The following is a 24,534-nucleotide window of genomic DNA, read 5'->3' as shown; positions in this document are numbered from 1 at the left end:
TCAGGCCCTGACGACCCGGCAGGCGAAGCACTTGAACGCCTGCTGGCCCGAGAGGTTGTCGTAGTAGCGGTCGTCCGGGAGGGTGTTGGCCGCCTCGTAACGGGGGTCGTCGAAGAGGTCGCCGGTCTTCTGGGCGGGGCCGAAGGTGTTGGGGACGAACACGGTGTCCGTCCTGATCCCCTCCCACAGCAGTGCCGTGCCCGTGACCGAGCCGCGCGGGCTTTCGACGCGGACGTCGTCGCCGTCCCGGATGCCGGCCCGGCGGGCGGTGTCGGGGTGGATCTGGATGAAGCGGATGCCGTTGAGCTGCTTGCCCGTCGGCGTCCAGTGGGTGATCTCGGCGAAGTGCACGACGCTGGGCCGGCCGGTCATCCCCATCAACGGGAAGTCCCGGTGCACGGCGTCGTCTCCGGGAACGCCCAGGCGTACCGGGTGGGTCACGGCCTGGGGGTTGATCGGGTTGGTGACGAACCTGCGGCTGTACGACAGAGTCGGGTTCTTTCCGGTGACCTCGGGGTGGGTGTAGAAGACCGGCAGGGCACTGTGCCCGGTCGCGGCCAGCTTGCTCTCCAGCTCCGGGGTGGTGATCTCGACCTTCCCGCTGGGGGTGAGGAAGCGTTTGCCGCGGTTGCCCGGATCCAGCGACTCGGCGGCTTCGTACCAGCTCGGGTGATCCAGGTACAGGGTGCTGACCCCGGGGTGCTCGGGGGTGGGGCACGGCCAGCGCAGCGGCTCGGCGCGCCGGCGCATCCGGGTACGGGTCATCCCGCCGGTGCCGGGGGTGTGGGCGGTGAAGTCGTCCCACAGGTGCCGGTAGTCCGTCCACCGCTCCGGGAACGCCTCGCGCCACTCGGCCCCGGGGCGGTCGGTGTCCAACTCGGCCAGGGTGTGCGCCAGGCCGATCCAGATCTCCCAGTCGGGCCGGGACTCGCCCACCCGGTCGACGACCTGCTCCTGCCAGCGGATGGCCCGGTCGTCGCGGCGCATGTAGACGCCGTCCATCTCCAGCCCGCTGCAGACGGGCAGGATGATGTCGGCGTAGAAGGCCGCCTCCTCCATGAACAAGCCGGTGTAGACGTAGAAGTCGAGTTGCTCGAACGCCTTCTTGACCTTGGTGGTGTTGGCCGAGGACACCAGCGGGTTGCCCTGCGTGATCACCGCGCGCAGCCGGTAGGGGTCGCCCGTCAGGATGGACTCGGCGAAGTAGTCCGGGCCGACGGGCAGTGCTTCGCGCCGCTCGGGCACCTCGACCGTGAGCGGCGGCAGGTGCAGGTCACCCGGCCAGGTGTTGTGCATGAAGTTGCAGCCGCCGCCCGGTACGCCGATGTTGCCGGTCACCGCGGCCAGGAACGCCGCCACCCGGTAGGTGTCGAAGGCGCCGAGCTGGTGGGAGATGCCGGCGTTGCAGAAGATCGCCGCCGGTTTCGCCGTCGCGTACTCCTCGGCCATCTCCCTGATGGTGGCGGCCTCTACGCCCGTGACCTCCGCCGCCCACGCGGGGGTGTACCGATGCTTCTCCAGGTGTGCCCGCAGCTCGTCGAAGCCGACCACCCACCGCTTGACGAACGCCTTGTCGTACAGCCCCTGCTCGACGACGTGGTGGAGCATGGCAAGCAGCAGCGCGAAGTCGGTGTGCGGCTTGGGCGCCACCCACCGGTCGGCCTCCGCGCCGGTCGGGGTCAGGCGGGGGTCGACCACGGTCAGGGTGGCCTTGGTCCTGCTCCGGCCGCGCAGCAGGTAGTCGAAGGTCACCGGGTGGGTTTCCGCCTGGTTCGTGCCCAGGAACAGGTAGTGGCGGGCCGAGCCGAGGTCGTCCTTGCCGGTGGCGCCGTCGGTGCCGTAGCCGTTGGTGAAGTTCCCCAGGCCGAACGTGGTGGCCAGGGCGTTGCCGCCGGCGTCGTTGCAGACGGGCCCGACGTCGGTGTTGTTGGGGCTGCCGAGCATCGCGAACAGGCGGGCCACGAGGGAGCCCGTGCCGCGGGGAAGGCGGCCGGTGGTGCGGTTGGCGATGGTGTGTGCCTGGCCCGCGTCCCGCAGCTCCAGCAGCTTCGCGGCGACGGTGCGCAGGGCCTCGTCCCACGTGATGGGCTCGAACACCGAGTCCGGCGAGCCCTTCGCACCGGCGACGCGGCGCAGCGGCCGGGTCAGCCGTTCGGCGTTGTAGACCAGTTGGGGCATGAGTTCGGCCTTGACACACACCTGGCCCTGCTGAACCGGATCGTCCTCCTCCCCTCGTACGGCGAGGATGCGACCGGCCTTGAGGTCGACGTTGAGCCGGCAGTTGGAGTTGCAGAACTGACAGGCGGTGGCGACGGTCTTGTCCGGGGTCAGGGCGGCCGACTGATCGGTGAATGCCGCCGGCACGACGCCGCTGCCGGCCGGGCCCCCGCCTGCCGCGGCGGTGCCGTCGGTGGCGGCATGCGCCGAGACGACCGGCAGCAACGCGGGGGTGCCCAGTCCGGCGCCGCCGACGACGCTGCCGCGTACGAAACCGCGCCGGGACAGACCGTGCTGTTCGGACTTCATAGAGGCTCAAGGCTCCTTCCGCCCGGGGTGCGGGGGACGAACGGGCATGACGGTGCCTCAGCCGTGCGCACGGCGCACGGCCTGGTCGGCCGCTGCGGTGGGTGGTGGCGGTCAGGCCGCCGGGGCCGCCGGCTCACCCGGCTTGCTGCGCACGGCGGAGAGGAACGCCTTGAGGATCTTGTGCTCGGTGCCGGGCGCGGACGACAGCTCGGGCTGGAAGAGGCTGCCCATGAAGAAGGGGTGGCCGGTGATCTCCAGGGCGCGGGCGGCACCGTCGCCGTCCCATGCGCTGAACTGCAGATCGCCCTGGTTGGCCGCGTCCATGAACGAGTCGGCCAGCCCGTAGTCGCAGTGGAATATCTCCTCCACCTCGGTCGTCCCGTAGATGCCGGCGAGGCGGGAGCCCTCCTTGACCTTCAGCGGAGCCTTCTCTCCGCGGAAGGAGCACGTCAGCGGCGTGACGAGAGGCATCAGCTTCTCCGGGTCCTCGTCCACGCCTTCCGCCTCCGGCAGGTGCAGGACGTTCTGCGCATGCTCGACGAGGGCGCTGAAGAACCCCCCGCAGGTGCCCAGGAACGGCAGCCGGTTCTCACGCGCGTACCGGACGGCGATGTGCACGCCCTTCTGGTTGAAGTACGGCGCTCCGGGCACCACCCAGATGCCGTCCCAGCCCTCCAGCGCGGACACGTCGTGGATGTCGGAGGTCGGGATCCACTCCGTGGCCAGGTCCCACCCCTCACGCATCGCGTCGATCTTGGGGTGGGACGGCTCGTCGTGATTGCCGCGATCGCCCACCAGGGCAAGGCGTGGCTGAGCAGAAACTGACATCGTTTCCCCTTTGTGTTTCGACAGGCCCGGGAACCAGCCGCCGCCAGTGACTGATCCCAGCCTCGTGTGCGGAGCCGGACGTGTGCCGAACGCGTCCGACTGCGCAGTTGTCATCGGGTTCGAGGTGACGTCAGGACCGTGCCGCCATGCACGGGCCTCGTGGAAGACGAAGGTGTACGGGCGCTACCGCGGCGCCGTCGGCGGTGCGGCTGCGGGCATCTGCCTGCCGGATGTACGCATGTGTTCCATCCCCCTGGCACCTCGTGCGTGACCTTCTGCACGGAATCCCGTGCTGCTTCTCGCACAATGTATCGATGGTGGTCTAAGTATTCGAGGGTCGCGTGTGCGACAGGGAAAGGTTTGCGCCAACTCCGCGGCAGCGCACACCCGGCGGGATCGCCAAGCGATCAAGCGTCACGGGAGCGCCATCCGGCGCCGACGGATCTTTGCGCACATCAGAAGGGCAGCAGACGGGCCCGTCGGAGAGATTGCGAGAGTATCAGCCAGATGGCTGAAACTGTCACATGACACTTACCCCTATCAACAGCAAGTGCTGTTGATAGGGGTGATCACTGTTTAGATACGGCAGGACCTCACCTGTTGCGTCCGAGGAGAGCGCGAGTGAACAGCTCCACCGGCCATCCCCGTCGATGGCAGATCCTGAACGTCCTGTGCCTGAGCCTGGTGCTGATCGGCCTGGACACCCTCATCCTGAATCTGGCCCTGCCCAGCATCCAGAAGGATCTGGACGCCAGCAGCAGTCAACTGCAGTGGACCGTCGATGCGTACGCCCTGGCCTTCGGCGGCCTGCTGCTCATGGCCGGCGGCCTGTCCGACCGGTTCGGCCGCAAACGGCTGCTGTCGATCGGTCTGGCCGCCTTCGCGCTGACCAGCCTGGGCGCCGCGTTCGCCGCCAGCGCCGAGATGCTGATCACGTTCCGCGCCCTGATGGGCGTCTCGGCGGCGCTGATGATGCCCGCCACTCTGGCCATCATCAAGGACGTCTTCCCGCGTGAGGAGCAGGGCAAGGCCATCGGCATCTGGTCCGGTGCCGCCGCCGTCGGCGTCCCGCTGGGCCCGCTCGTCAGCGGCCTGCTGCTGGAGCACTTCTGGTGGGGCTCGATGTTCCTCATCAACGTCCCGCTCGCCGCCATCGCGCTGATCGGCGGCGCCAAACTGATCCCCGAGTCCAGGGCGGAGGGACACCCCGGGCTGGATCTCGTCGGTGCCCTGCTCACGGTGGGCGGCCTGGTCGCCATCGTCTACGGCCTGGTCGAGGCACCGCACAACGGATGGGGCGACGTCGTCACGCTCGGCTCACTGCTCGTGGGCGTTGCCCTGATGGTCGCCTTCGTGCTGTGGGAGCGCCGCACCGCTCATCCCATGCTCGACGTCGGCCTGTTCCTCAACGCCCGCTACGGTGGCGGCGCCCTGGCGATCGCCTGTACGTCCTTCGGCCTGTACAGCGGCCTGTACCTGCTCACCCAGTACCTGCAGTCGGTGCTGGAGCTGGACCCCTTGGGCGCCGGGCTGCGGATGCTCGCCATCGGCACCATGATGATCGGCGCTCCGCTGTCGGCGAAGCTGGTGGAACGGGCCGGCCTGAAGGCCACGGTGGTGTCCGGACTGCTGCTGTGCGCCGTCGGCCTGGGGATCCTGGCCGGTCTGTCCGTCGACGACGAGAACCAGGCCCTCCTCGGCCTCGCCGTGTTCGGCCTGGGCATGGGGATCGCCCTGCCGGCTGCGGTCGACGCGATCCTGGTCGTCTCCGCCGCCCGCCAGGCCGGCGCCGGCTCGGCGGTGGCGGATGTGGGCATGCAGGTCGGCGGTGCGCTCGGCATCGCCATCAGCGGCAGTGTGGTCACCACCCTCTACCGCGACGACCTGCCCCAGGCCGCCCGGCTGCCCGGCGAGGCCGGGGCGGCGGTGCGCGAGTCCCTGGCGGGTGCTTCCGCGACTGCTCAGCAACTCGGCGGAGCGGCGGGCCAGCGGGTGCTGGAGGCCGCGCAGCACTCCTTCGTCAACGGCTTCGCCACCACCTTGACGATCGCCGTCGGCGTCGCCGTCGCGGGCGCGCTGACCACGGCCGTCGTGCTCCCCCGGGCCCGCGTGGCCGAGGACGACGACACGGCACAGACGGAAGTCGCCGCCGGCAGCGGCAAGGCGGACCCCGCTGCTTCGTCCTAGGTTCGAGGGAGATCGAAGGTGCGTAGGATTGAACCCGCGGTCCGCTTCGCCTCACCCGACGTCGCCGGACCATGGCTGGACGGCAGGTACAGGGGTGAGAGGAAGGTGGCGATGGCCCGGCCGGCGAAGCTGAGGGTCGCGGTCAGTGATCCCGCCCAGTGGCTCAGCGAACGCGAGCGGGCCGGGATGCTGGCGCCCAAGCTGCGTGCGCTGGCCGACGAGACCCGGCTGATGCTGATACTGCTGATCGCGCAGCGTCCCCGTACCGTCAAGGAGTTGCAGGAGGCCACGGGCCTGAGCCAGACGCTGGTCAGTCACCATCTGGCGCCCCTGCGCGAGCAGGGCCTCGTCGAGGCGATCCCCAAGGGCCGCAGCAACCAGTACGTGTTGTGCTGTCAGACCCTGGCCGAGCCGCTGCGCATGTTCGCCAGCCTGGCGGCGATGGACCCCGAGACGGTGGCGGCCTGCCTGCATCCCGAGGCCGACCAGCCCGGCGCCTCCCAGAGCGCCTGAGACGCAAGTCCCGGGCGCAGTCGGGCCGGTGCCTGCTCGCATCCGCGAGCGGACACCGGCCTTCCGGTATGTGACCGGCTACTGCTGCAGGCTGTGCTGGAAGCGGTCCCGGATGCCGGTCGGGCTGAGGGCGTTGGTCGCCCGCGGCGGGATCGCGCCGGTGCGCGGCAGTGTCGTCACGCTGATCAGATGCGGGCCGGAGGCCGCGCGAGCGCTCAGCACCGCGGATTGCAGGGCGTCCTGGCCGTCACAGGTGACCGCGGTTGCGTAGCCTGCCGCCAGCGCGGTCTGCGGGAACGAGGTGGTCGCCGACGTCGTCGCCTGTCCGCCCGTCGACTCGTGCACCCGGTTGTCGAGTACGACGTGGATCAAGTTGCCGGGCGCCGCGTGGCCGATCATGGACAGCGCGCCCAGGTGCATCAGCAGCGCGCCGTCCCCGTCCAGGACCACCACCGTCCGCTCCGGATGCGTCAGCGCCACCCCCAGGCCGAGCGAGGAGGCGTGGCCCATGGAGCCCTGCATGTAGAAGTTGCCCGGTGCGTCGCCGACGGCGAACGTGTCACGGCCCGTGTAGCCGGTGGTGGCGACGACGGCCGCCTCCGGCGCGGCGGCGGTGACGATGCGGATGGCCTCCGCGGCCTCGAGTCCCTCGGCCGGGGCGGCGCCGGTGGCCGCGGCCTTGCCGATCGCGCCGCGCTCCACCAGGACGAACGGAGCACGCTGCGCGGCCAGGTCCTTGTCCGCCTTCTCCAGGATCGTCGAGAACTCCTCCGTGCCGTCCTTGGCGTACAGCGTGTAGTGGGGAGTGCCGACGCTGTCGAGCAGGCCCGGGGTCGCCGGTCCCATCACCGCGTGCTGGGGCTCGTCGGTGGCCGGGTCGGGCCAGCCGCGCAGGCTGGTGAAGGTCAGGATCGGCAGCCGGTAGGTCATCACCAGCGAGGTGAGCGGGTTGATGAGGTTGCCCAGGCCGGAGTTCTGCAGCATCACGTACGCGCGCCGGCCGCCGAGCGCGGCGCCCGCGGCGACCGCCAGCGCGCTGCCTTCGTTCGGGGCCGGGACGTACGCGCCGGGCCGGTTGCTCAGGTGGGCGATCGGCCCGCCGAAGTGGGAGCAGGGCACGCCGCTGGCCAGGGTGAACCCGCGGTCGGCGAGCAGGTCGCAGAAGTCTGGTGCGGAGATCATGGACGGGGGAACTCCGTTTCCGGTGCGACGGTCGCGGTCGTGTCCGGCTGCGGGCTTGCGGCCTTCGCGCTGCGGGCGCGGCGGCGCATGCGTATGCCTTCGATGATGATCGGGATACCGGAGACGAGGACGATGCCGATCACGATGGCTTCGATGTTGTTGCGGACGAAGTCCACCTGGCCCAGGTTGTAGCCGACCAGGGTGAGGCTGACCGACCAGAGGACCGCGCCGATCACGTTGAAGAGCAGGAAGGTGCGGTACGCCATCTTGCCCACGCCGGCCGTGATGGGGATGAAGGTGCGGAAGACGGGGACGAAGCGGGCCATGACCAGCGCCTTGGGCCCGTGCTTCGCCATGAAGGCGTGGGCGCGTTCGGCGTTCTCCTGCTTGAAGAAGCGGGAGTTGGGTCTGCGGAACAGCGAGCCTCCCACCCTGCGGCCGAAGGCGTAGCCGAACTGGTCGCCCAGGACGGCGGCCACCGCGATGGCGAGCATGACCAGCCACAGCGGCTGGTGCAGGAGTTCGTCGTTGGCCACCAGCAGCCCGGACGTGAACAGCAGCGAGTCGCCCGGCAGGAAGAAGCAGACGATCAGCCCGGATTCGGCGAAGACGGTGGCCATGATGCCCAGCAGTCCGAAGGTGGAGATCAGGGCTTCGGCGTCGAGCAAGGGTGATGCGGCGAGGTTTAACACGGATACCCCCGGGGTCGGTGGGAACGGGCGGACATGCCGCTCGCCGGCCCCGCGGAGGGGCCGGCGAGCGGGGTGATCAGCCGGCGGCCCAGTCGGGACGCCGATCGATGCGGACGACGGCGCAGGTGATGGAGACCCCGCCGCCGTGGGCCACGATCAGGACGTGGTCCCCCGGGCCCACCTGCCCGGTCTCCACCAGGTGGGTCAGGCCCACGATCTGGTCGTTGACCGTCAGGTGGCCGAGGTTGCGGCCGAAGTCGAGCAGCCCCTGCTCCGGGGACAGGCCCATCGGGTCGAGGATGACCTTCAGATAGCTCTCCTGGCCGGTGAAGACATGGCAGACCCGGGTGACGTCACCCGGCTCAAGACCCGCCTCGGCCAGGGTGCGCAGCGCGATCTCGGTGCGCAGTTCACCCTGGCGGCGCACGACTTCGGCGACGGTCTCCTCCAGCCCGCCGGCGGCGGCCAGCCGCTCCTTGAAGTCCATGCCCCTGCCGACGGTCGCCGACGGCGGGAAGAGCGGCTCGTCGCCCCGGTACTGCTCCTCCACCTCCGCCGTGGAGCCGGTGTTGATCGACAGCAGGCTCGCGAAGCCGTCGGCCTTCGACAGCAGCACGGCGCTGCCGGCATCGCCCAGCACTCCGTTCTGGATACCGAACGCCCAGCGGTTGAAGTTCGGGGTGCCGACGTTGTCGGCACCCGTCAGGAGGGCGGCGGTGCGCTCGGGTACGGCCTTCAGGTAGCAGGCGGCCAGCTCCAGGGAGCCGATCAGGCCGCTGCACGCCTGCCAGACGCGGAAGGACGGCACGTCGCGGTCCGTGAGGTGGCGCAGTATGTAGTGCTGCGGTGACCAGCCTTCGGGGCCCTGCTCGTGTCCGCATGCGTGGATGTGCATGTCGATGTCGTGCGGGTGCAGTCCGGAGCGTTCCATCGCCTGGCGTGCGGCGGCGACCGCCATGTCGGGGGCGGGCGTGTCGTCGGCTACCGCGGCGCCTGTCCAGCCGTAGAACTCGTAGTCCTCGGCGTCGTACAGGCCCAGCGCCACGGCCTTGCGCGCGTCGACGATCTCCGGGATGTACGTGCCGAGTCCGGCGATGCGGATGTCGGTGGTCTTCATGGGCAGTCGGTTCCTCGTCAGTCGCTCGGTCAGGCCGGGGCGTTCGCGGAGTCGAGTTCGTCGGCCAGGGCCTGGGCGACGGTGGTGATCGTGCCGTCCTTGAGGAGCTTCACCATGGGCAGCTTGACCTGGTAGCGACGCTCGATGCGGTTACGCAGCTCGACGGCCATCAGCGAATCCATGCCCAGCTTGTTCAGCGGCCGGTTGACGTTCACCCGCTCCGGACGCAGCCCCATCACGGTGGCCACCTCCTGCTTCAGGAAGTCCAGCACGTCGGCATCCGGTGCGGCCTGAGCCGCTGCGGCCGGTGGCACCACGGTGGCGGGCTCGGGCTCAGCGGCCGGTGCGGGAGAGGGCTGTACGGAGGGCTGGGCCGTCTGCTCGTACGGCACCTGCGGCGCCGCCGCTGCGGCCGGCCGGGCAGCGCGGATCAGGTGCTTCAGCAACGGCGCGTCCGCAGCCGCCGGGTAGGCGCGGGCCCACGCGGGCCAGTCCGCAGGCAGCACCGCGGTGTGGACCAGCCCCTCGGCGAGGATCTTCCCCAGCAGGGCCAGGCCCTCGTCGGGGCTGAAGGACGACATTCCCTGCGGCAGAAGGGTGCGCTGCTCCTCCTGTTCCTTGCGGGCGACCATGCCGATGTCGTCCCAGAAGCCCCAGTTGACGACGGTGGCGGGCAGCCCGTGGGCCTGCCGGTGGTGGGCCAGGGCATCCAGGAAGGCGTTGCCGGCCGCGTACCCGCCGAGCATGGGCGAGCTGAGCAGCGCGGAGCCGGAGGAGAACAGCACGAACGCCTCCACCGGCTCCTCGCGCAGGAGCCGGTGCAGGTTCCATCCGCCGGAGACCTTCGCGGCCAGCACCCGGTCCAGCTCGGTGCCGTTCATCTCGTTCAGCGGGGTGTAGTCGATGACACCCGCCGCGTGGAAGACGCCGCGCACGGGGGGCAGGCCCGTGCGGCGCCGGGAGGCGAGCAGCGCCTGCATGGCCGGTGCGTCGGCGACGTCGACGGCCTCGTAGGTCACGTTCACGCCGCGCTCCCGCAGCTCGTTCACCAGGGCCACGGAGGCGGCCAGCGGCGTGCCGGGCTCGGGCAGTGGCCTGCGCCCGGTCAGCAGCAGGTGCCGGGCGCCCTGGTCGGCCAGCCACAGCGCCAGCCGGCCGCCGATGCCGCCCGCGCCGCCGGTGATGAGGTACGTACCGTCGGCGTGGATGGCGACGGGTCGGCCCCGCGGTGCGGTGACCGGCCCGGACGTCTCCTCGCCGAAGGAGAGCACGATCTTGCCCGTGTGCCGGGCCTGGGCCATCAGCCGGAAGGCGTCCGCGGCCTGCCCGGCGGGATAGACCGTGTGCGGCAGTGGCTGAAGGGTCCCCCGGGCGACCAGGGCGGCGGCTGCCCGCAGCACCCGTCCGGCCCGCTGGGGCGCGTGCTGGATCATGTGGACGACGTCGACGGCGTGGAAGGACAGGTTGCGGGCGAACGCCCCCAGCGGCAGGGGGTTGTTGTCGAGGATGTCGCGCTTGCTGAGTTCCAGGTAGTGGCCGTACGGGGCCATCAGCGACAGGTTCGCCGCGACCGCTTCGCCGGGCAGGGTGTTGTAGACGGCGTCGAAGCCCGTCTCGCCGAGGGCCGCTTTGAAGGTGTCGGCGAAGGTGAGGCTCCGGGAGTCGGCGACCTGCTCGGCGCCGAGCTTGGTCAGCATCTCGCGCTTGGCGTCGCTGCCTGCCGTCGCGTAGATGTGAGCGCCCTTCCAGCGCGCGATGTTCATCGCTGCCCGGCCGGTGCCGCCGGTGGCGGAGTGGATGAGGACCTTCTGCCCGCGCTCCAGGCCGGCCAGGTCGACCAGGCTGTGGTAGGCGGTGAGGTACGCGGCCGGCAGCGTGGCGGCCTCGGCCGCGGTCAGCCGCGCCGGCCTGGGGGCGGTCAGACAGGCCCGGGTGACGGCCTCGGAGGCCAGCGCGCCTTCGGCGAAGGCGATCACCTCGTCGCCGACCGCCACGTCGGTGACGGTGTCGCCGATCTCGGTGACCGTGCCGGCGCACTCCCAGCCCATGACCGGCGACCGGTCGTCCTGCCCCGGGTACATGCCCAGACAGAGCAGTACGTCGCGGTAGTTGACGCCGGCGTGGCTGACCCGGATGCGTACCTCGTCCGTACGGACGGTGCGTGGCGGCCGTTCGGTCAGCCGCAGGTCGTCGATGACACCGGGTGCGGGCAGCGAGAGTGCCTGCGGCACGCCCGAGCCCGTGGGAGGCGGTGCCGCCGGTACGAGGCGGGCGGCGAAGCGGCGTCCGTCGCGCAGAGCGACCTGGTCTTCGTGGTCCGGGTGCCGCAGCAGGCCGGCCAGGGCCGGCACGCTGGCCGCGGACCGGTCGAGGTCGACCAGGCGGGGGGTGAGCGCGGGGGTTTCGCCGGCCAGGGTGCGTATCAGGCCCCAGGAAACGGCCTGGAAGGGGTGGCGTACCGCCTCGCCGACGGCGGTGGCCTGGGCGAGCTGGGTGATCAGCCACAGCGGCGGGTTGCCGAGGGGGTGCCGCTCCAGGGCCCGGGTCAGGTGCAGGACGCTGTGGGCGGCCAGGAGCTGGGCGCGGCCGACCTCGGTGGGGTGCGCGTCCAGGCCCGCCTGCGCGTCCAGGGACCACAGGTGGAGGATGCCGCGGCAGGTGCCTTCGCGGGCGAGGTCAGCGAGGACTTCGCGGTAGTGGTCTTCGTTCGACGGATCGATGCGGTAGCGCTCGCCGCCTCCGGCGAGGCGGCCGGCGCCGGCGGTGACGGCCACCACACGCTGCCCGCGGCCCGCCAGCTCCCGTATCAGAGAACGGCCTGTGGAACCGCTGTCGGTCAGGACGAGCCAGAAGCCGTCCGGTTCGGTCCGGGCCGCCGGATCGGCCGGCAGCGGAGCCGGCTCCCAGGTCAGGGTGTGCAGCCAGGTTCCCTGATCGCCGTCTGCGGTCGGGGTGGGCTCGGCTGTGCGGGTTGCGGTCACGGTGTCCTCGGGCAGCGGGTGCAGGAGTACGGGGGCGTGTCCGGCCAGGTACTGCAGCCGCAGGCCGCGCATCTGCGCGACGAGGCGGCCGTCGTCGGCGCGGATGTCGATGTCGGCGGCGAAGGAGTCCTCGCGGGTGGCGGGCCGGAGCCGGGCGTGGCTGAACAGGGACGCGGACGGCTGCTGGTAGAAGCGGACTTCGTCGATGCCGCCCAGGACGAAGACGCCTTCCTCACCCGGGGCGGTCAGCGGCCGGGCCGCGGCCATGGCGTGGCCGCTCGCGTCCAGCAGCGCGGGGTGGAAGTGGTGCCGTACGAGATCGGCGGCGAGCGCCGCGGGACAGGCCAGGCGAGCGAGGACTTCGCCGTCCGTGCGCCACAGCTCGGTGATGCCCTGGAAGGTGCCGTTCCACTGGTTGCCGCGTGCGGCGTTCCACGGGTAGAACTCCGCGGCGCTCTGGTGCTGCGGCAGGCGGGCCCGGATCGCCTGGAGTGGTTCGGAGGGCTCGGGAACGGCCGTCGGCAGGGCGCGCGCTGTGCCTTCGGTGTGGAGGATCCACTCGCTGTTCTCGTCGTCCCGGCCGTGGATACGGCAGTGCAGCGAGGCGTCCGGCCGGGGGATGACGGTCACCCTGACCTCGGGTGCGGGGCCGTCCTCGTCCAGGAACAGGGCCCGGTGGTACCGCACGTCGGAGACGGACAGCGCACTGGCTTCGAGGACGGAGCGGGCGGCTGCGGAGATGAGTTCGAGGTGGGCGGTGCCCGGCAGGATGATCGTGTCCTGGATGCGGTGATCGCGCAGGTAGGCGTTGTCCGCGAGGGTCAGCGGCCCCTGCCAGGTGCGCGTGGTGCCGTCGGCGGGCAGTGGCCGGCCCAGCAGCGGATGCGCGGGGTGTTCGGCCGGGTCCTGCGGGCGCGGGGCGGTGACGGGGTCCGCGGGTGCGGAGGGTGCGGGGCTGCCGGTGGGGGTGATCCAGTGGCGGGTGCGCTGCCAGGGGTAGGACGGGAGGGGTACGTAGCGCCCGCCGTCCGTCAGCGTACGGAAGTCGAGTCGGACGCCGGCCGTGTGCAGGGAAGCGGCGAAGGTGAGCAGGCTGGACCGCTCGTCGGTGTGGCGGCGCAGGCTGCCGACCGCGGTGGTGCCCGCGGCGGTGTGCAGGCGGCTGGTCTCGCGGATGTTGGCCACGAGCAAAGGATGGGGGCTGACCTCGACGAACACGGTGTCACCGCGGGTGAGTTGGCTGCGGACGGCGCCGACGAAGTCGACCGGCTGGCGGATGTTGCGTACCCAGTAGTCGGCATCCATGCCGGAGCCGTCGATCACCTCGTTCAGCAGGGTGGAGTGCAGCGGGATGCGGCCCGCTCGCGGGGTGAGGTGAGCCAGCTCGGCGAGGAGGTCGTCGCGCAGGGCGTCCATCTGCGGGCAGTGGGAGGCGAAGTCGACGTTGACGCGCCGGTTGTCGATGCCGCGGGCGTCGAGGGCGTCGAGCACCCGGGTCAGCGCGTCGCCGTCGCCGGACAGCAGGGTGGACGTCGGGCTGTTGCTGGCCGCTACCGCGACCTTGTCCTCGACTCCGGCCAGTGCCGCCGCGGCCTCGTCGGCGGGCAGCGCCACCCAGGCCATGGTGCCGCGGCCCGAAAGGCGCTTGGCGAGCCGGCTGCGGCGGCAGATGACGGCGGCTGCGTCCTGCAGCGAGAGCGCGCCGGAGATGTACGCTGCCGCCGACTCGCCCATGCTGTGGCCGATGACCACGTCGGGCTCCACGCCCCAGGACCGCCACAGCTCGGCCAGGGCGATCTCCATCGCCCACAGGGTGGGCTGGATGACGTCGAGCTGCTTGAGGCGCTCTTCGTCCGCGGAGCGCAGCAGCTCGACGACCGACCAGCCGTTCTCGGCCTTGACGGCGTCGTCGCAGGCCCTCATCGCCTGGGCGAACACCGGTTCGGCGTCGAGGAGTTCGCGGCCCATCCCGGGCCACTGGGAGCCCTGTCCGGGGAAGACGAACGCGACCCTCGGCCGCGCGTCGGGGGCGGTGAAGTCACTGGCGGCCAGGCCGGGTTCGTCCGCACCGGCGGCGAACCCGCGCAGGGCGACGGCCGCCTCGCTGTGGCTGTCGGCCGCGAACGCGAGCCGGGCGTCATGGGTCGTACGGCGCAGGGCCGCCGAGTGGCAGACGTCGCGCAGGGAGTGACGTGCGCCGTCACCGTCGAGGTAGGCGGCCATGCGGGTTGCGCCTTCGGCCAGGGCCTCGGGGGTGAGTGCGGACAGCACCAGCAGCTCGCTGCGTTCGGCCGGTCGGCGGCGGTCCGGTTCGGCGGCCGACGGCTGGGGGGCGGCTTCCAGTACCAGGTGGGCGTTGGTGCCGGAGAAGCCGAAGCTGCTGACGCCGGCGACGGCCGGGCGGCCCCTGTCGGGCAGCGGTGTCGCGTGGGTGGGGACGGTCAGCGGCAGGTGCTCCCAGTCGACGGCCGGGTTGGGGTTCTTCAGATGCAGGCTGGGCGGGACGGTCTTGTGCTCCAGGCACAGCACGGCCTTGATGAGCCCGGCGATGCCGGCAGCCGCCTCGGCGTGGCCGATGTTGGTCTTCACCGAGCCGACCAGGCAGCGCTGGTCCCGGGCGCGCTCGCCGACGAGGGCGGCCAGGGCCTCCAGCTCGACCGGGTCACCGACACTGGTTCCGGTGCCGTGGGCCTCGACGTAGTCGACGTCGGCCGGGTCGACGCCGGCGTTGGCGTACGCACGGCGCAGCACGCCGCGCTGGCCGTCGACCGCGGGGGTGACCAGGTAGCCGCTGGACTGGCCGTCGTTGCCGACGGCGGAGCCGCGGATGACGGCGCGGATGCGGTCGCCGTCGGCCCGGGCGGCGGACAGGGGTTTGAGGATGACCGCGCCGACGCCGTCGCTGCGGACGAATCCGTCGCCGGAGGCGTCGGCGAACTTGCAGCGGCCGTCGGCGGCGAGCATGCCGGCTCCGGAGTACACCACCCCTTCCTCCGGCAGCAGCACGACGTTGACGCCGCCGGCGATCGCCATCGGGCACTCGCCCAGCCGCAGGGCCTGAACGGCGTTGTGGACGGCGACGAGCGCGGAGGAACAGGCGGTGTCGACCGTGAAGCTGGGACCGCGCAGGTCGAATGCGTACGACAGGCGGCCCGAGGTGATGGCGCGGGAGGCCGCGCCGGTCATGGCGTAGAGGTCGAGCTGGTCGCGGCTGTGGTACTGCAGGTGCCAGTAGTCGCCGCCGAGCTGGCCGATGAACACCCCGGCGTCCGTGCCGGCGATGGCGGCGAGGGGCTGGCCGGCGTCTTCGAGGGCTTCGTAGGCGACTTCCAGCAGCAGCCGCTGCTGCGGGTCCATCCGGTCGGCCTCGCGGGGAGAGATGCCGAACAACTCCGCGTCGAACGCATCGATGTCGCGCAGCAGCCCGCCCCAGCGGCTCACCGTGCGGCCGGGCGTACGGGGCGCGGGGTCGTAGACGGCGTCGACGTCGTAGCGCTCGGGCGGGATCTCCGTGATGGCGTCACGGCCCTGGAGCAGCATGTCCCACAGCTCTTCGGGACTGGTGGCGTCGGCGAACCGTCCGGCCATACCGACGATGGCGATCGGTTCGCCGGCAGCGGCTGCCGCACGGCTCAGATCGTGGTGCATGGATGTCCTTCCGGGAAGGGCGAAGCCGTTCACTGTGAAGCAGCACGGAAGGAACCGCGGCGGGTGCGCGGCAGGCCGGCAGCGGGGCCGGCCCGGTGGCGGGCGCACACACCGAGAGGGCAGGAGCAGAAAGCGGATCGGGGAAGCGTCGGACCCGTCGGCTGAACGGCTGCGTGCGTGGCGAGCGCTCCGGCCGTTCACGGGCCCGGGTGGGCCGTCGGCACGGCCGCCGTTCCCCCGGTGTCCCACAGACGTCGGGCAAGCGCCCGCGCCGTCTGCTCCCGCTGTTTCGATATGTATCGAGGTTGGCCCGTCATCCAGCGCTCACGCAACGCGATACAGGGTGACGCTCGTCACATCTGGCGGGGGCCAGGTCCGCGGTTGACATTCATCGGACCAGGCGGAATCCTGGGAGTCTGATTCGTTGTTCATCTATATAGGCGGTCGTGATGAGCCTGCTTCCGCGCCGCGATCAGGGCTGCCGCGACAGGAGCCGTACCCGATGAGCGACCCCGCCGCTGGCACCGGCGCCGCCGAGCCCACCAGTTCCTGCTGCGCCGCGATCGCCGAGATGCAGCGCCGGGCCCGGCAGCGCACGGAACAGCACGACCAGGCGGAGACCGAGGCGCACTCCGGTACCCCGTCGCCCGAGCCGAAGCGCGCCCGATCCGCGCACGAGCCTTCCTGAGAGGACATCGCATCGTGGTTGACCACAGCCCCGGCCACCTCCCCGTCGCCGTGATCGGCGCCGGTCCCGTCGGCCTGGCCGCAGCGGCACACCTGGCCGAACGCGGCGTGCCCTTCGTCGTCGTGGAAGCCGGCGACGCCCCGGCGGCAGCGGTGCGCGCCTGGTCTCACATCCAGCTCTTCAGCCCCTGGGAGTACAACACCGACCCCGCCGCCCACCGCCTGCTCGCCGCGGCCGGCTGGGAGCAGCCCGACGCCTCCGCCCTGCCCACCGGCGGCGACCTCGTCAAGCAGTACCTCCAGCCGCTGGCCGAACTGCCCGCGCTGGCCCCCCACATCCGCTACGGCGCCGCCGTCACCGCCATCAGCCGCCAGGGCATCGACCGCGTACGCACCACCGGACGCGAGACGGCTCCCTTCGTGCTGCGCCTGGCCGGCGGCGAGGAACTGCTCGCCCGCGCCGTCATCGACGCCTCCGGCACCTGGCGCCAGCCCAACCACGTGGGCGCCAACGGCCTGCCCGCCCACGGAGAGCCGGACGCCGGCGCGTGGATCAGCCACGGCCTGCCCGACGTCTTCGGTACGGACCGCGCCCAGCACGCCGGCCGCCACACGGTCGTCGTCGGCGCCGGCCACTCGGCCGCCAACACCCTGCTCGCCCTCGCCGAACTCGCCGACGCGGCGCCCGGCACCACCATCACCTGGGCCATCCGCGCCACCGACCCGGCCGCCTCCTTCGGCGGCGGCAGCGACGACGAACTGCCCGCCCGCGGCGCCCTCGGCTCCGGCCTGAAGATGCTCGTGGACACCGGCCGCGTCACCCTCGCCGCCGGCTTCCGCACCCACACCGTCCGCCGCCTGGGCGACGACCCCGCACACGACCAGGTCGAACTCGTCTCCCGCGACGCGGACGGCCACGAGCAGACCCTCACCGCCGACCGCGTCGTCGCGGCCACCGGCTTCCGCCCCGACCACCGCATCACCGACGAGCTGCGCCTGGATCTGGACCCGATCATGTCCGCGCCCCGCGCGCTGGCTCCGCTGATCGACCCCAACCAGCACTCCTGCGGCACCGTCACCCCGCACGGCTACCGCGAACTGGCCCACCCCGAACCGGGTTACTACGCCGTCGGCATGAAGAGCTACGGCCGCGCCCCGACGTTCCTCATGCTCACCGGCTACGAGCAGGTCCGCTCCATCGCCGCCGCACTCGCCGGTGACCTGGAAGCCGCCCGGTCGGTCGAGCTCCAACTGCCCGAGACCGGCGTCTGCTCGGTGACCGCCGGCGGCGAGGCCCTGGCACTGCGCCTGGGGCTGACCAAGGACCAGCACGAGCAACTGCTCCAGGTCACCGCCACGCACCTGGGGTCTTCCCCCACCGCCTCGGACGCCGTGCTCACCGCAGCAACGGAACTCGGCGTCGACCACACCGCCGCGCTGCAACTCGCCGCCTACGCGGCCGACATGTTCGACGCACCCGACGCCCCGGGCTGCTGAACGACGGCGACGCGGCTGCTCTGCGCAAGCGCAGGACAGCCGCGTCGTGGCACCACGGGCGCTAAGAGACGCGATGCACCTTGTGCTGGGCCGCCTGCGCCCGAGGGCGTACGACCATGAGATCGACGTTCACGTGCGCGGGGCGGGTCACCGCCCATGTCACCGCATCCGCTACGTCCTCGGCCACAAGCGGGCCGGGGACTCCCGCGTAGACCGCGTCGGCCCTGGCGGTATCGCCGCGGTAGCGGTTGAGCGAGAACTCCTCGGTCTGCACCATGCCGGGCGCGATCTCGATCACCCGCAGCGGCTGCCCGCACGACTCAAGCCGCAGCGTCTCCGCGAGCACGTGCGCCCCGTGCTTGGCCGCGCTGTAGCCGCCGCCGCCCTCGTAGCAGGTGAAGGATGCCGTCGACGTCAGCACCACGACGGTGCCGTCGCCGCTCGCCACCAACGCGGGCAGCAGCGCCTGCGTCATCCGCAGCGCGCCCAGCACGTTGACCTCGTACATCCGCCCCCAGTCGCCGGGGTCGGCGTCCTTCACCTCCTCCACCCCGTAGGCACCGCCGGCGACGTTCACCAGCACATCGCAGGCCTCGACCTGTTCGGCGAACTCGGCGACAGCCTCGCGGTCGGTCACGTCCAGCGGGCACGCACGCACCGTGCCGCCCTCGGCCCGGATCTCCTCGGCGACCGCATTCAGACGGTCGACCCGGCGAGCGGCAAGGACCACGGCGAAACCCGCCCGGGCCAACTCGCGCGCGGTGGCCGCACCGATGCCGCTGCTCCCTCCAGTGACCACCGCGGTACGCGGCTGCCGGCCGTGGACGGGTGACGCCATGGAATCCCCCAGGTCTTGATTCGACGGGTGTCTAATAATATGACCTTGGCATCAGGGAAAACTAGTGACAACATAGATGTATGTCGAAGCTTCAGGAGAAGGCTGCCGCGCTCCCGGCCGAGCCGTGCTGCCCGGCCCTGACCGAGCGTGAGCTGACCGCGGAGGAAGCCGAACTCACCGCCGCGATGTTCAAGGCCCTCGGCGACCCCGTCAGACTCCGCCTCTTCTCCAAGGTGGCCTCCCACCCGGACAGCGAAGCCTGCGTGTGCGACATCGCCGACGTCGGCGTCTCCCAGCCGACCGTCTCCCACCACCTGAAGAAGCTCAAGGAGTCCGGCCTCCTGGTCTCCGAACGCCGCGGAACGTGGGTCTACTACCGCGTCGAGCCCGCGGTCCTCGCGGCCATGGGCCGCCTCCTGACCCCCGCCCCCGCAACGGCCGCCTGACCGACTCGAACTTCTCGCGAGGACGCAGGTGCCTGGGTATGGTGCGGCAATGCGGTCAGTTGACTACGCGGCGGTGTTGCCGTTCCTGAGTAGCATCGAAGTCGTCGCCTCCACCGTCGTCGCCGTCTGTACCGCGATCACCGGGGCCATCGCTCTCACCCGCGCCATCCGTTCCAACCAGCGGACGGTGCGGGCGAGAAGCCTCAAGATCGGCTGGCAGGTCGATTCAGGCCCCGACTCGACAGGCGCCCTCGTCCTCAACGAATCCACCGCCACCTTTCAGAAGTTGGTCGTCACCGTCACCTGTGGCCCCCACCTGCGTACGGCCCGCAAGGACATCGCCGTCCTCAAGGCGGGCGGCGAGCATCTGTGGCCGAGTGACGACGTCCACCGGTCGGTGCGGGCCACACCGCGTCCCGCGGATGCCTCGACCAGGCACCACGGCACACCGCACGATGTGCAGATCACCTTCCGGGACGGCAAAGGCTACTGGTCCCGGAACGAGGAGCAGCTAGACCGGGTGCGGTCGCTGGTGGTCTGGGCGGAGCGGACCCGGGCCCGCACTCTGGCCAGATACTTCGGGCGTTCCAGCCCTTTCCGCAGAACGTACGCGGTCTCCGTCAAGGTGGAGTCGTTCGACCGCACCGAGGCGCTGGAAGAAGCGCTCACAAGACTCGTCGCGACCGGCCGCCCACCACGCGGATACCACGTTCCGGATGTGGTGGCCGGGCCACACGACTGGATCGGGCGCGTCGTGCGGGAGGGTTCGGTACTCGAGCCGCCGTTCAGCCCTGCGGGGCTGGCTCGGCTCTCCCCTGTCGCCGTGGAAGCGCTCACCAGCCGAGAACAGCTCTACGCGATACCGTACGTCTTCGACAGCGTGGCTCTGATCCGCAACAACGCGCTCGCGGGCGGCGGTCCGATGCCGACGACGTTCGACGAGGTCATCCGCGCTGGTGACGCGGCCGTCGAAGCCAAGGGGATCGAGGACGGCGTCGGAGTCGCGCTCCAGGTCGGCTCTCCTGATACGGCGGGGAATGCCGGGGATCCTTACCATATGTGGCCGCTGTTCTCCAGTTGCGGCGGGACGTTCTTCGGGCTGCGCGGGACGCCCGCCGAAGCGGGCGGCGCCGGCAGGTTCGAGGACATCTCGGAGTGGCGCGAGGACTTCGTGAACGCGTTCGTCCGGCTGAGCGAGCTCGGCACCGGCCCGGGCGGGAGCGGCGCACTGAACCCGGACATCGGGCGCGCGGAGGCATTACCGCTCTTCCTGGACGGCCGCGCCCCGTTCCTGGTCTGCTCGTCGCGTGCACTCGCCTCGATCAAGGACCAGCACATGGACGTGAGTGTCGCCGCGGCACCTCCGCTGGGTGACAGGCAGGCCGTCTCGATGGTCTCGGTGTACGGCTTCTACATCTACCGGGACGCACCGAACGTTCCCGCGGCACGCGACCTGGTGACCTCCTATCTGTCCCAGCCGGACGCGGGTGAGGACCTCAACAAGCTTCAGCAACTGGTACCCGTGCAGGAGGAGGCGATGGGCACCGTCGCCGCCCGGGATGCGGTCCTGCGTCCGTACATCGGTCAATGTGCCGACGGCCAAGTGATGCCGTCGTGGCCGGAGATGCGTGCAGCGTGGCAACTGCTCGGACATACCGAGTACAAGGTGCTGGCCGGCGAGGGCGACCCGCGTGCCGTGGCCGGGGAGGCCGCCGAGGCCGGATGGGAGTTGCTCCAGCAGGCACGCGGCTCCGAGTAGCGGACTCCCCGATGTGCGGACGCCGCTGTGTGACGGTCGTTCGCTGGAGCTGCGGCCCCGGAAGGTCACGATTCGCGTGGGGCGGCTCCGTGGAGTGCCTGGTCGACCAGGCGTTCCACGATCGACTCGTCCAGGGGGACCCGGAGGACCAGCAGCCGGTGGTAGCAGGCGCCCCACAACTGGTCGACGATGATGTCCAGGTCCGCGTCGTCGCGCACCTGCCCCTGCTGTTGAGCGAGACGCAGCCGGACCCGGGCGAGTTCGCGGCGGGGCAGGGCGTAGTTCTGCGACCACGCCTGGGCGAGGTCCGGGTCCGCCTGGGCGGCACCGAGCCCCGGCCCGGCGACGACCGCGTCCTTCGCGTCGCAGTCGATGCGCCATGACGGCTGCGCCCCTGCCTGCGCCCCGGGGCGCCGCTGCCCGCCCTCCCGGGCGGGTACGGCGTCCGCCGTACGGGTGACGAGGGGCGTGACTGAGCCGTCAGCGGCCGAGCCTGCGTTTGAGCTGGGCCTTGTTCATGGACGAGCGGCCGTGGATGTTGCGGCGCCTTGCTTCGGCGTAGAGCTGGTCGTACGTGGGGCCCTCGGCGCCGCGGTGGGAGCGGAGGCCGCCGCGGCGGCCGGAGGAGATGTCCCGGGTGGAGGTGCGGCTCGCGGTGCGGGCCTCGCCGGTTCTGGCGCGCTCCTTGTTCACGGTGCGGGCGGCGATCTCCTTGGCCCGCGCGGCGCCGGCACCGCGTTTCCGGGCACCCGCCTTGATGTGCTCGTACTGGCGTTCCCTCTTGGGGCTGGATCCGCGCGGCATGTTCTCTCCCTGGTGGCGGTTGACTGCGACGCCCCCATCGTCAACCATCCGGGGTTCCGGATCAAACGGACAAATCAGTCTGCTGTACGCACCGGTTTCAGTCGGCCGGCCCGGGGAACCCGCGACGTGACCGCCTCCGGCACCAAGCGAAGGGGCACCCATGACGTACCACCCGGACGGCCAGCGCTCTGCCGCCCAGCAGGCGCTGCACACCGTCGCCGAGAACGGCCCGGACCGGGAAGCGCTGCACACGCTCGCCGAGAGCCGGGTCCTGCTGCCCAACCCGGGTCCGGCCGTGGAGCCGGCCGGGCCCGGGCAGGCGCAGATGCTGACCCTGCCGGTGGTGGAGCAGGGCGACGGCACCCAACTGGTGCCGGTCTTCACCTCCGCCGACCGCCTGGGGCAGGTCTTCCCGGAGATCGAGCGCTACAACGCGGTGGCGCTCGGCGACCTCGCCCGCGGCTGGCCCTCGGACGGCCCGTCGCTCGTCGTCGACGCGGGCACGCCGGAGGAGATGGCCCTGACGGCCCAGGGCGTACGGGACCTGCTCGCCACTGCCTGAGCCTGCGGCGGCTCCACGCCGTATTCGCCTCTGCCGGTTACGTCCGGAAGCGGTATCCCGGGACGTACCCGCGCCGCATGCGCTTTCTGCTGGCCGGACTCAGGCAGCCCGCACCGCGCATCAGGAGAAGTTGTTTCCTTACCGTCGCGTATTCCGTGCGTCCACACGCGTAGACTTTACATTCGGCGATATATTGCCAACCCCGCACAGAACATATTTTCGGACTCCTCTCCATCTTTGCGGAATTCCTCTTCACAGCGGCTTTACACACCCCTAACATGAGAACGCTCCCACCTCACGCTCCCTGAGGTCGGGGACGCATTCGGTACGGCACTCCCCACCCACAGCGTTCCGCACGAATGCTTCCCAGTCCCCGAAGCCGCTCTCCCCCTTTTCATCACCCTCGCGCCCGCTCGGGCGCCCGGGAGCTCTTCGCCATGCCCTGCGTAGCCCTCGGGAGCGGCTGCACCGTCCCATCCCGCCTGCGGCGGATGTGCTTTCACGAGCCGCGATCCGGCTCTCCCGTGCCCAATTCAGCACGGCCGGCACCGCTTTCGCCCGGCCGGAGACAAAGGATAGGAGAATCATGTCCGGTAAGTTGATTGCTGGTGGAGCCCTGGCGGCGTTAGTAGCCACCACTCTCTCCGCCCAGACCGCCGCGGCAGGCGAGGAGCCGGCCGACGGACCCGCCGAGCAGATCAAGGTCAGCATCGAGACGATCAACGGCTCGGGTTGCGCCGCCGGCACGGCGGCGGTGGCGGCCAACGCCGACAACACGGCGTTCACCGTGACCTACAGCGACTACCTGGCGACGGCGGGAGCCGGCGCCAGCCCGCTCGACTTCCGCAAGAACTGCCAGCTCAGCCTGGTGCTGGACGTCCCCTCGGGGTTCACGTACGCGATCCAGAGCGTCGACTACCGCGGGTACGCGTACCTGGCGGACGGCGCGTCCGGCATGGAGCAGGCGTCGTACTACCACATGGGTTCGCCGGAGACGACCACGAGCAGCCAGACCTTCAACGGCCCGCTCGACGACAACTGGCAGGTGACCGACTCAAAGGAGTGGGCCGAGCTGGTGTGGGCGCCCTGCGGCGAGCAGCGGAACTTCAACGTCAACACCGAACTCCGGGTGTACCGGGGCTCCTCCGAACAGGGGGCGACCAGCCTGATGACGATGGACTCCACCGACAGTGCGGTGAGCACGAAGTACCACCTGGCGTGGAAGGAGTGCTGAAATACCGCGACCTGTAAGCACCATACCCGCGGTACACCTTCTGAAACGGCGGTGAATTCCTGTCCAACTCGGATTTCACGCCGGTATGCCGCCGGTGTGTGTTTTGACGGAATCCGGCTCAGCGGACCCGTTTGCCGCCCGCTGGCCAGATTCCGCCCGCATGGCCCGCTCCTGGGCATTGCCGTGCCCGGGGAACGGCCCATCCGACCGATTGGAGAACCATGACTCTTGTCGCAGGCAGTGTCCTGGCAGCATTACTGGCCGCGACCGTCAGCAGCCCCATCGCGTCGCCGTCCCACGATATCGCGACGCCGCCGTACTTCGAAGACGTACCGCCCGACCAGATGGCCATCGAAGTGATCACCGTCAACGGCACCGGCTGTGAGCCGGGCAGCGCCGCCATCGCGGTCTCCGAGGACAACCAGGCGTTCACCGTGACGTACAGCGAGTACACCGCCGTCGTCGGGGTGGGCGCCAGCCCGACGGACTTCCGCAAGAACTGCCAGCTCAACCTGGCGGTCAAGGTACCGGGGGGCTTCACCTACGCCATCGCCAGCGTCGACTACCGGGGGTACGGCTACCTGGAGGACGGCGCGACCGGCATGGAGAAGGCGTCGTACTACTTCCAGGGCTCGCCCGACACGGACACCTTCACGCACAACTTCGCCGGGGCGATGGACGACAACTGGACGGCGACCGACGAGACCGACCTGGAGTCGCTCGTCTGGGCGCCGTGCGGGGAGATCCGCAACTTCAACATCAACACCGAACTGCGGGTCAGCGCCGGCACGTCGGACCCCACGACGACCACCAGCATGCTGACCATGGACTCGACGGACGGAGACATCAAGACCACGTACCACGTCGCCTGGCGTGAGTGTCTGCCCGGAGAGGACTGATCCACCGATAGCGGGGCCAGCGGGACACCGCCCCGCGCCGAGGGGAGCAACCCGGGGCGTGCACACCCGGGTTCCCGGCGCGGGCGCGGGTCCGCGCGGCGGGAGCTGATGTGCCGGGGGGCGCGGGGGTCGCG

The 24,534-nt window shown here is 70.9% G+C and carries 18 protein-coding genes; 9 read left to right on the top strand and 9 right to left on the bottom strand.

All coding sequences use genetic code 11. The features are described from left to right. Together B124_RS11790 and B124_RS11785 are read right to left on the bottom strand one after the other, a co-directional pair. Window positions 1-2,526 (bottom strand): molybdopterin-containing oxidoreductase family protein, encoded by a 2,526-nt coding sequence (locus tag B124_RS11790; protein ID WP_496502704.1) that lies wholly within the window; start codon window positions 2,524-2,526, stop codon window positions 1-3. 111 nt (window positions 2,527-2,637) lie between these two features. After that, complete coding sequence (locus tag B124_RS11785) at window positions 2,638-3,354, bottom strand: glutamine amidotransferase-related protein (protein WP_496502703.1); 717 nt, start codon at window positions 3,352-3,354, stop codon at window positions 2,638-2,640. Between the two features lie 621 nt (window positions 3,355-3,975). On the opposite strand from B124_RS11785, the gene B124_RS11780 reads away from it, so the two are divergent. Both B124_RS11780 and B124_RS11775 read left to right on the top strand, forming a co-directional pair. Next, window positions 3,976-5,541: an MFS transporter gene (locus B124_RS11780; RefSeq protein ID WP_496502702.1), complete on the top strand. Its 1,566-nt coding sequence runs from the start codon at window positions 3,976-3,978 to the stop codon at window positions 5,539-5,541. Between the two features lie 111 nt (window positions 5,542-5,652). Continuing rightward, window positions 5,653-6,054 carry an ArsR/SmtB family transcription factor gene (locus B124_RS11775; RefSeq protein WP_496502756.1) on the top strand — a complete coding sequence of 134 codons (402 nt, stop codon included), beginning with the start codon at window positions 5,653-5,655 and terminating at the stop codon, window positions 6,052-6,054. Window positions 6,055-6,132: 78 nt separating this feature from the next. Here the strand turns inward: B124_RS11775 and aepY are convergent, their stop codons facing one another. From aepY to B124_RS11755, 4 genes are all read right to left on the bottom strand, one after another. Further along, complete coding sequence (aepY, locus tag B124_RS11770; RefSeq protein WP_496502701.1) at window positions 6,133-7,236, bottom strand: phosphonopyruvate decarboxylase; 1,104 nt, start codon at window positions 7,234-7,236, stop codon at window positions 6,133-6,135. Next, entirely contained in the window at window positions 7,233-7,928 is a 696-nt protein-coding gene (locus tag B124_RS11765; RefSeq protein ID WP_496502700.1) for a DedA family protein, read from the bottom strand. Before B124_RS11765 ends, aepY begins: the two co-directional genes overlap by 4 nt. A 76-nt stretch (window positions 7,929-8,004) precedes the next feature. Then, window positions 8,005-9,045 (bottom strand): ketoacyl-ACP synthase III family protein, encoded by a 1,041-nt coding sequence (locus B124_RS11760; RefSeq protein ID WP_496502699.1) that lies wholly within the window; start codon window positions 9,043-9,045, stop codon window positions 8,005-8,007. A 29-nt stretch (window positions 9,046-9,074) separates the two neighbouring features. After that, complete coding sequence (locus B124_RS11755) at window positions 9,075-15,674, bottom strand: type I polyketide synthase (RefSeq protein ID WP_496502698.1); 6,600 nt, start codon at window positions 15,672-15,674, stop codon at window positions 9,075-9,077. Window positions 15,675-16,176: 502 nt separating this feature from the next. Here B124_RS11755 and B124_RS11750 point away from each other — a divergent pair. Together B124_RS11750 and B124_RS11745 are read left to right on the top strand one after the other, a co-directional pair. Then, window positions 16,177-16,362 carry a hypothetical protein gene (locus tag B124_RS11750; protein ID WP_496502697.1) on the top strand — a complete coding sequence of 62 codons (186 nt, stop codon included), beginning with the start codon at window positions 16,177-16,179 and terminating at the stop codon, window positions 16,360-16,362. A gap of 14 nt (window positions 16,363-16,376) precedes the next feature. Beyond that, complete coding sequence (locus B124_RS11745) at window positions 16,377-17,858, top strand: FAD-dependent oxidoreductase (protein WP_496502696.1); 1,482 nt, start codon at window positions 16,377-16,379, stop codon at window positions 17,856-17,858. A gap of 61 nt (window positions 17,859-17,919) precedes the next feature. On the opposite strand, the gene B124_RS11740 is transcribed toward B124_RS11745, so the two are convergent. Beyond that, on the bottom strand, window positions 17,920-18,696 hold the full coding sequence (locus B124_RS11740; RefSeq protein WP_496502695.1) for an SDR family NAD(P)-dependent oxidoreductase: 777 nt from the start codon (window positions 18,694-18,696) through the stop codon (window positions 17,920-17,922). A gap of 80 nt (window positions 18,697-18,776) precedes the next feature. Between B124_RS11740 and B124_RS11735 the strand changes: the two genes are divergently transcribed. Together B124_RS11735 and B124_RS11730 are read left to right on the top strand one after the other, a co-directional pair. Beyond that, the gene (locus tag B124_RS11735) at window positions 18,777-19,142 is read left to right on the top strand and encodes an ArsR/SmtB family transcription factor (RefSeq protein WP_496502694.1); all 366 of its coding nucleotides are present in this window, start codon (window positions 18,777-18,779) and stop codon (window positions 19,140-19,142) included. A gap of 49 nt (window positions 19,143-19,191) precedes the next feature. Beyond that, entirely contained in the window at window positions 19,192-20,901 is a 1,710-nt protein-coding gene (locus B124_RS11730; RefSeq protein WP_496502693.1) for a sugar ABC transporter substrate-binding protein, read from the top strand. Between the two features lie 65 nt (window positions 20,902-20,966). On the opposite strand, the gene B124_RS11725 is transcribed toward B124_RS11730, so the two are convergent. Both B124_RS11725 and B124_RS11720 read right to left on the bottom strand, forming a co-directional pair. Continuing rightward, the gene (locus tag B124_RS11725; protein WP_496502755.1) at window positions 20,967-21,275 is read right to left on the bottom strand and encodes a TetR-like C-terminal domain-containing protein; all 309 of its coding nucleotides are present in this window, start codon (window positions 21,273-21,275) and stop codon (window positions 20,967-20,969) included. 106 nt (window positions 21,276-21,381) lie between these two features. Next, the gene (locus tag B124_RS11720; RefSeq protein ID WP_496502692.1) at window positions 21,382-21,705 is read right to left on the bottom strand and encodes a plasmid stabilization protein; all 324 of its coding nucleotides are present in this window, start codon (window positions 21,703-21,705) and stop codon (window positions 21,382-21,384) included. A gap of 160 nt (window positions 21,706-21,865) precedes the next feature. Here B124_RS11720 and B124_RS11715 point away from each other — a divergent pair, with 160 nt between their 5' ends. The 3 genes from B124_RS11715 to B124_RS11705 all read left to right on the top strand — a co-directional run bounded on the left by B124_RS11715 (window position 21,866) and on the right by B124_RS11705 (window position 24,400). Then, complete coding sequence (locus tag B124_RS11715) at window positions 21,866-22,267, top strand: SseB family protein (protein ID WP_496502691.1); 402 nt, start codon at window positions 21,866-21,868, stop codon at window positions 22,265-22,267. 586 nt (window positions 22,268-22,853) lie between these two features. Further along, a complete protein-coding gene (locus tag B124_RS11710; protein ID WP_496502690.1) occupies window positions 22,854-23,501 on the top strand; it encodes a DUF4360 domain-containing protein in 648 nt (215 codons plus the stop codon). 344 nt (window positions 23,502-23,845) lie between these two features. Continuing rightward, window positions 23,846-24,400 (top strand): DUF4360 domain-containing protein, encoded by a 555-nt coding sequence (locus B124_RS11705; protein WP_496502754.1) that lies wholly within the window; start codon window positions 23,846-23,848, stop codon window positions 24,398-24,400. The last annotated feature ends 134 nt before the right edge of the window (window positions 24,401-24,534 follow it).

This window comes from Streptomyces sp. CNP082 (assembly GCF_059570535.1).
The sequence above is the reverse complement of the archived record's forward strand: the minus strand, read 5'-3'. Positions and strand labels throughout refer to the sequence as shown.

Coding starts and splice junctions, on each gene's coding strand:
- B124_RS11790 (WP_496502704.1), bottom strand. CDS start 2,526: ATGAAGTCCGAACAGCACGGTCTGTCCCGGCGCGGTTTCGTACGCGGC.
- B124_RS11785 (WP_496502703.1), bottom strand. CDS start 3,354: ATGTCAGTTTCTGCTCAGCCACGCCTTGCCCTGGTGGGCGATCGCGGC.
- B124_RS11775 (WP_496502756.1), top strand. CDS start 5,653: ATGGCCCGGCCGGCGAAGCTGAGGGTCGCGGTCAGTGATCCCGCCCAG.
- aepY (WP_496502701.1), bottom strand. CDS start 7,236: ATGATCTCCGCACCAGACTTCTGCGACCTGCTCGCCGACCGCGGGTTC.
- B124_RS11760 (WP_496502699.1), bottom strand. CDS start 9,045: ATGAAGACCACCGACATCCGCATCGCCGGACTCGGCACGTACATCCCG.
- B124_RS11755 (WP_496502698.1), bottom strand. CDS start 15,674: ATGCACCACGATCTGAGCCGTGCGGCAGCCGCTGCCGGCGAACCGATC.
- B124_RS11750 (WP_496502697.1), top strand. CDS start 16,177: ATGAGCGACCCCGCCGCTGGCACCGGCGCCGCCGAGCCCACCAGTTCC.
- B124_RS11740 (WP_496502695.1), bottom strand. CDS start 18,696: ATGGCGTCACCCGTCCACGGCCGGCAGCCGCGTACCGCGGTGGTCACT.
- B124_RS11735 (WP_496502694.1), top strand. CDS start 18,777: ATGTCGAAGCTTCAGGAGAAGGCTGCCGCGCTCCCGGCCGAGCCGTGC.
- B124_RS11730 (WP_496502693.1), top strand. CDS start 19,192: ATGCGGTCAGTTGACTACGCGGCGGTGTTGCCGTTCCTGAGTAGCATC.
- B124_RS11720 (WP_496502692.1), bottom strand. CDS start 21,705: ATGCCGCGCGGATCCAGCCCCAAGAGGGAACGCCAGTACGAGCACATC.
- B124_RS11715 (WP_496502691.1), top strand. CDS start 21,866: ATGACGTACCACCCGGACGGCCAGCGCTCTGCCGCCCAGCAGGCGCTG.
- B124_RS11710 (WP_496502690.1), top strand. CDS start 22,854: ATGTCCGGTAAGTTGATTGCTGGTGGAGCCCTGGCGGCGTTAGTAGCC.
- B124_RS11705 (WP_496502754.1), top strand. CDS start 23,846: ATGGCCATCGAAGTGATCACCGTCAACGGCACCGGCTGTGAGCCGGGC.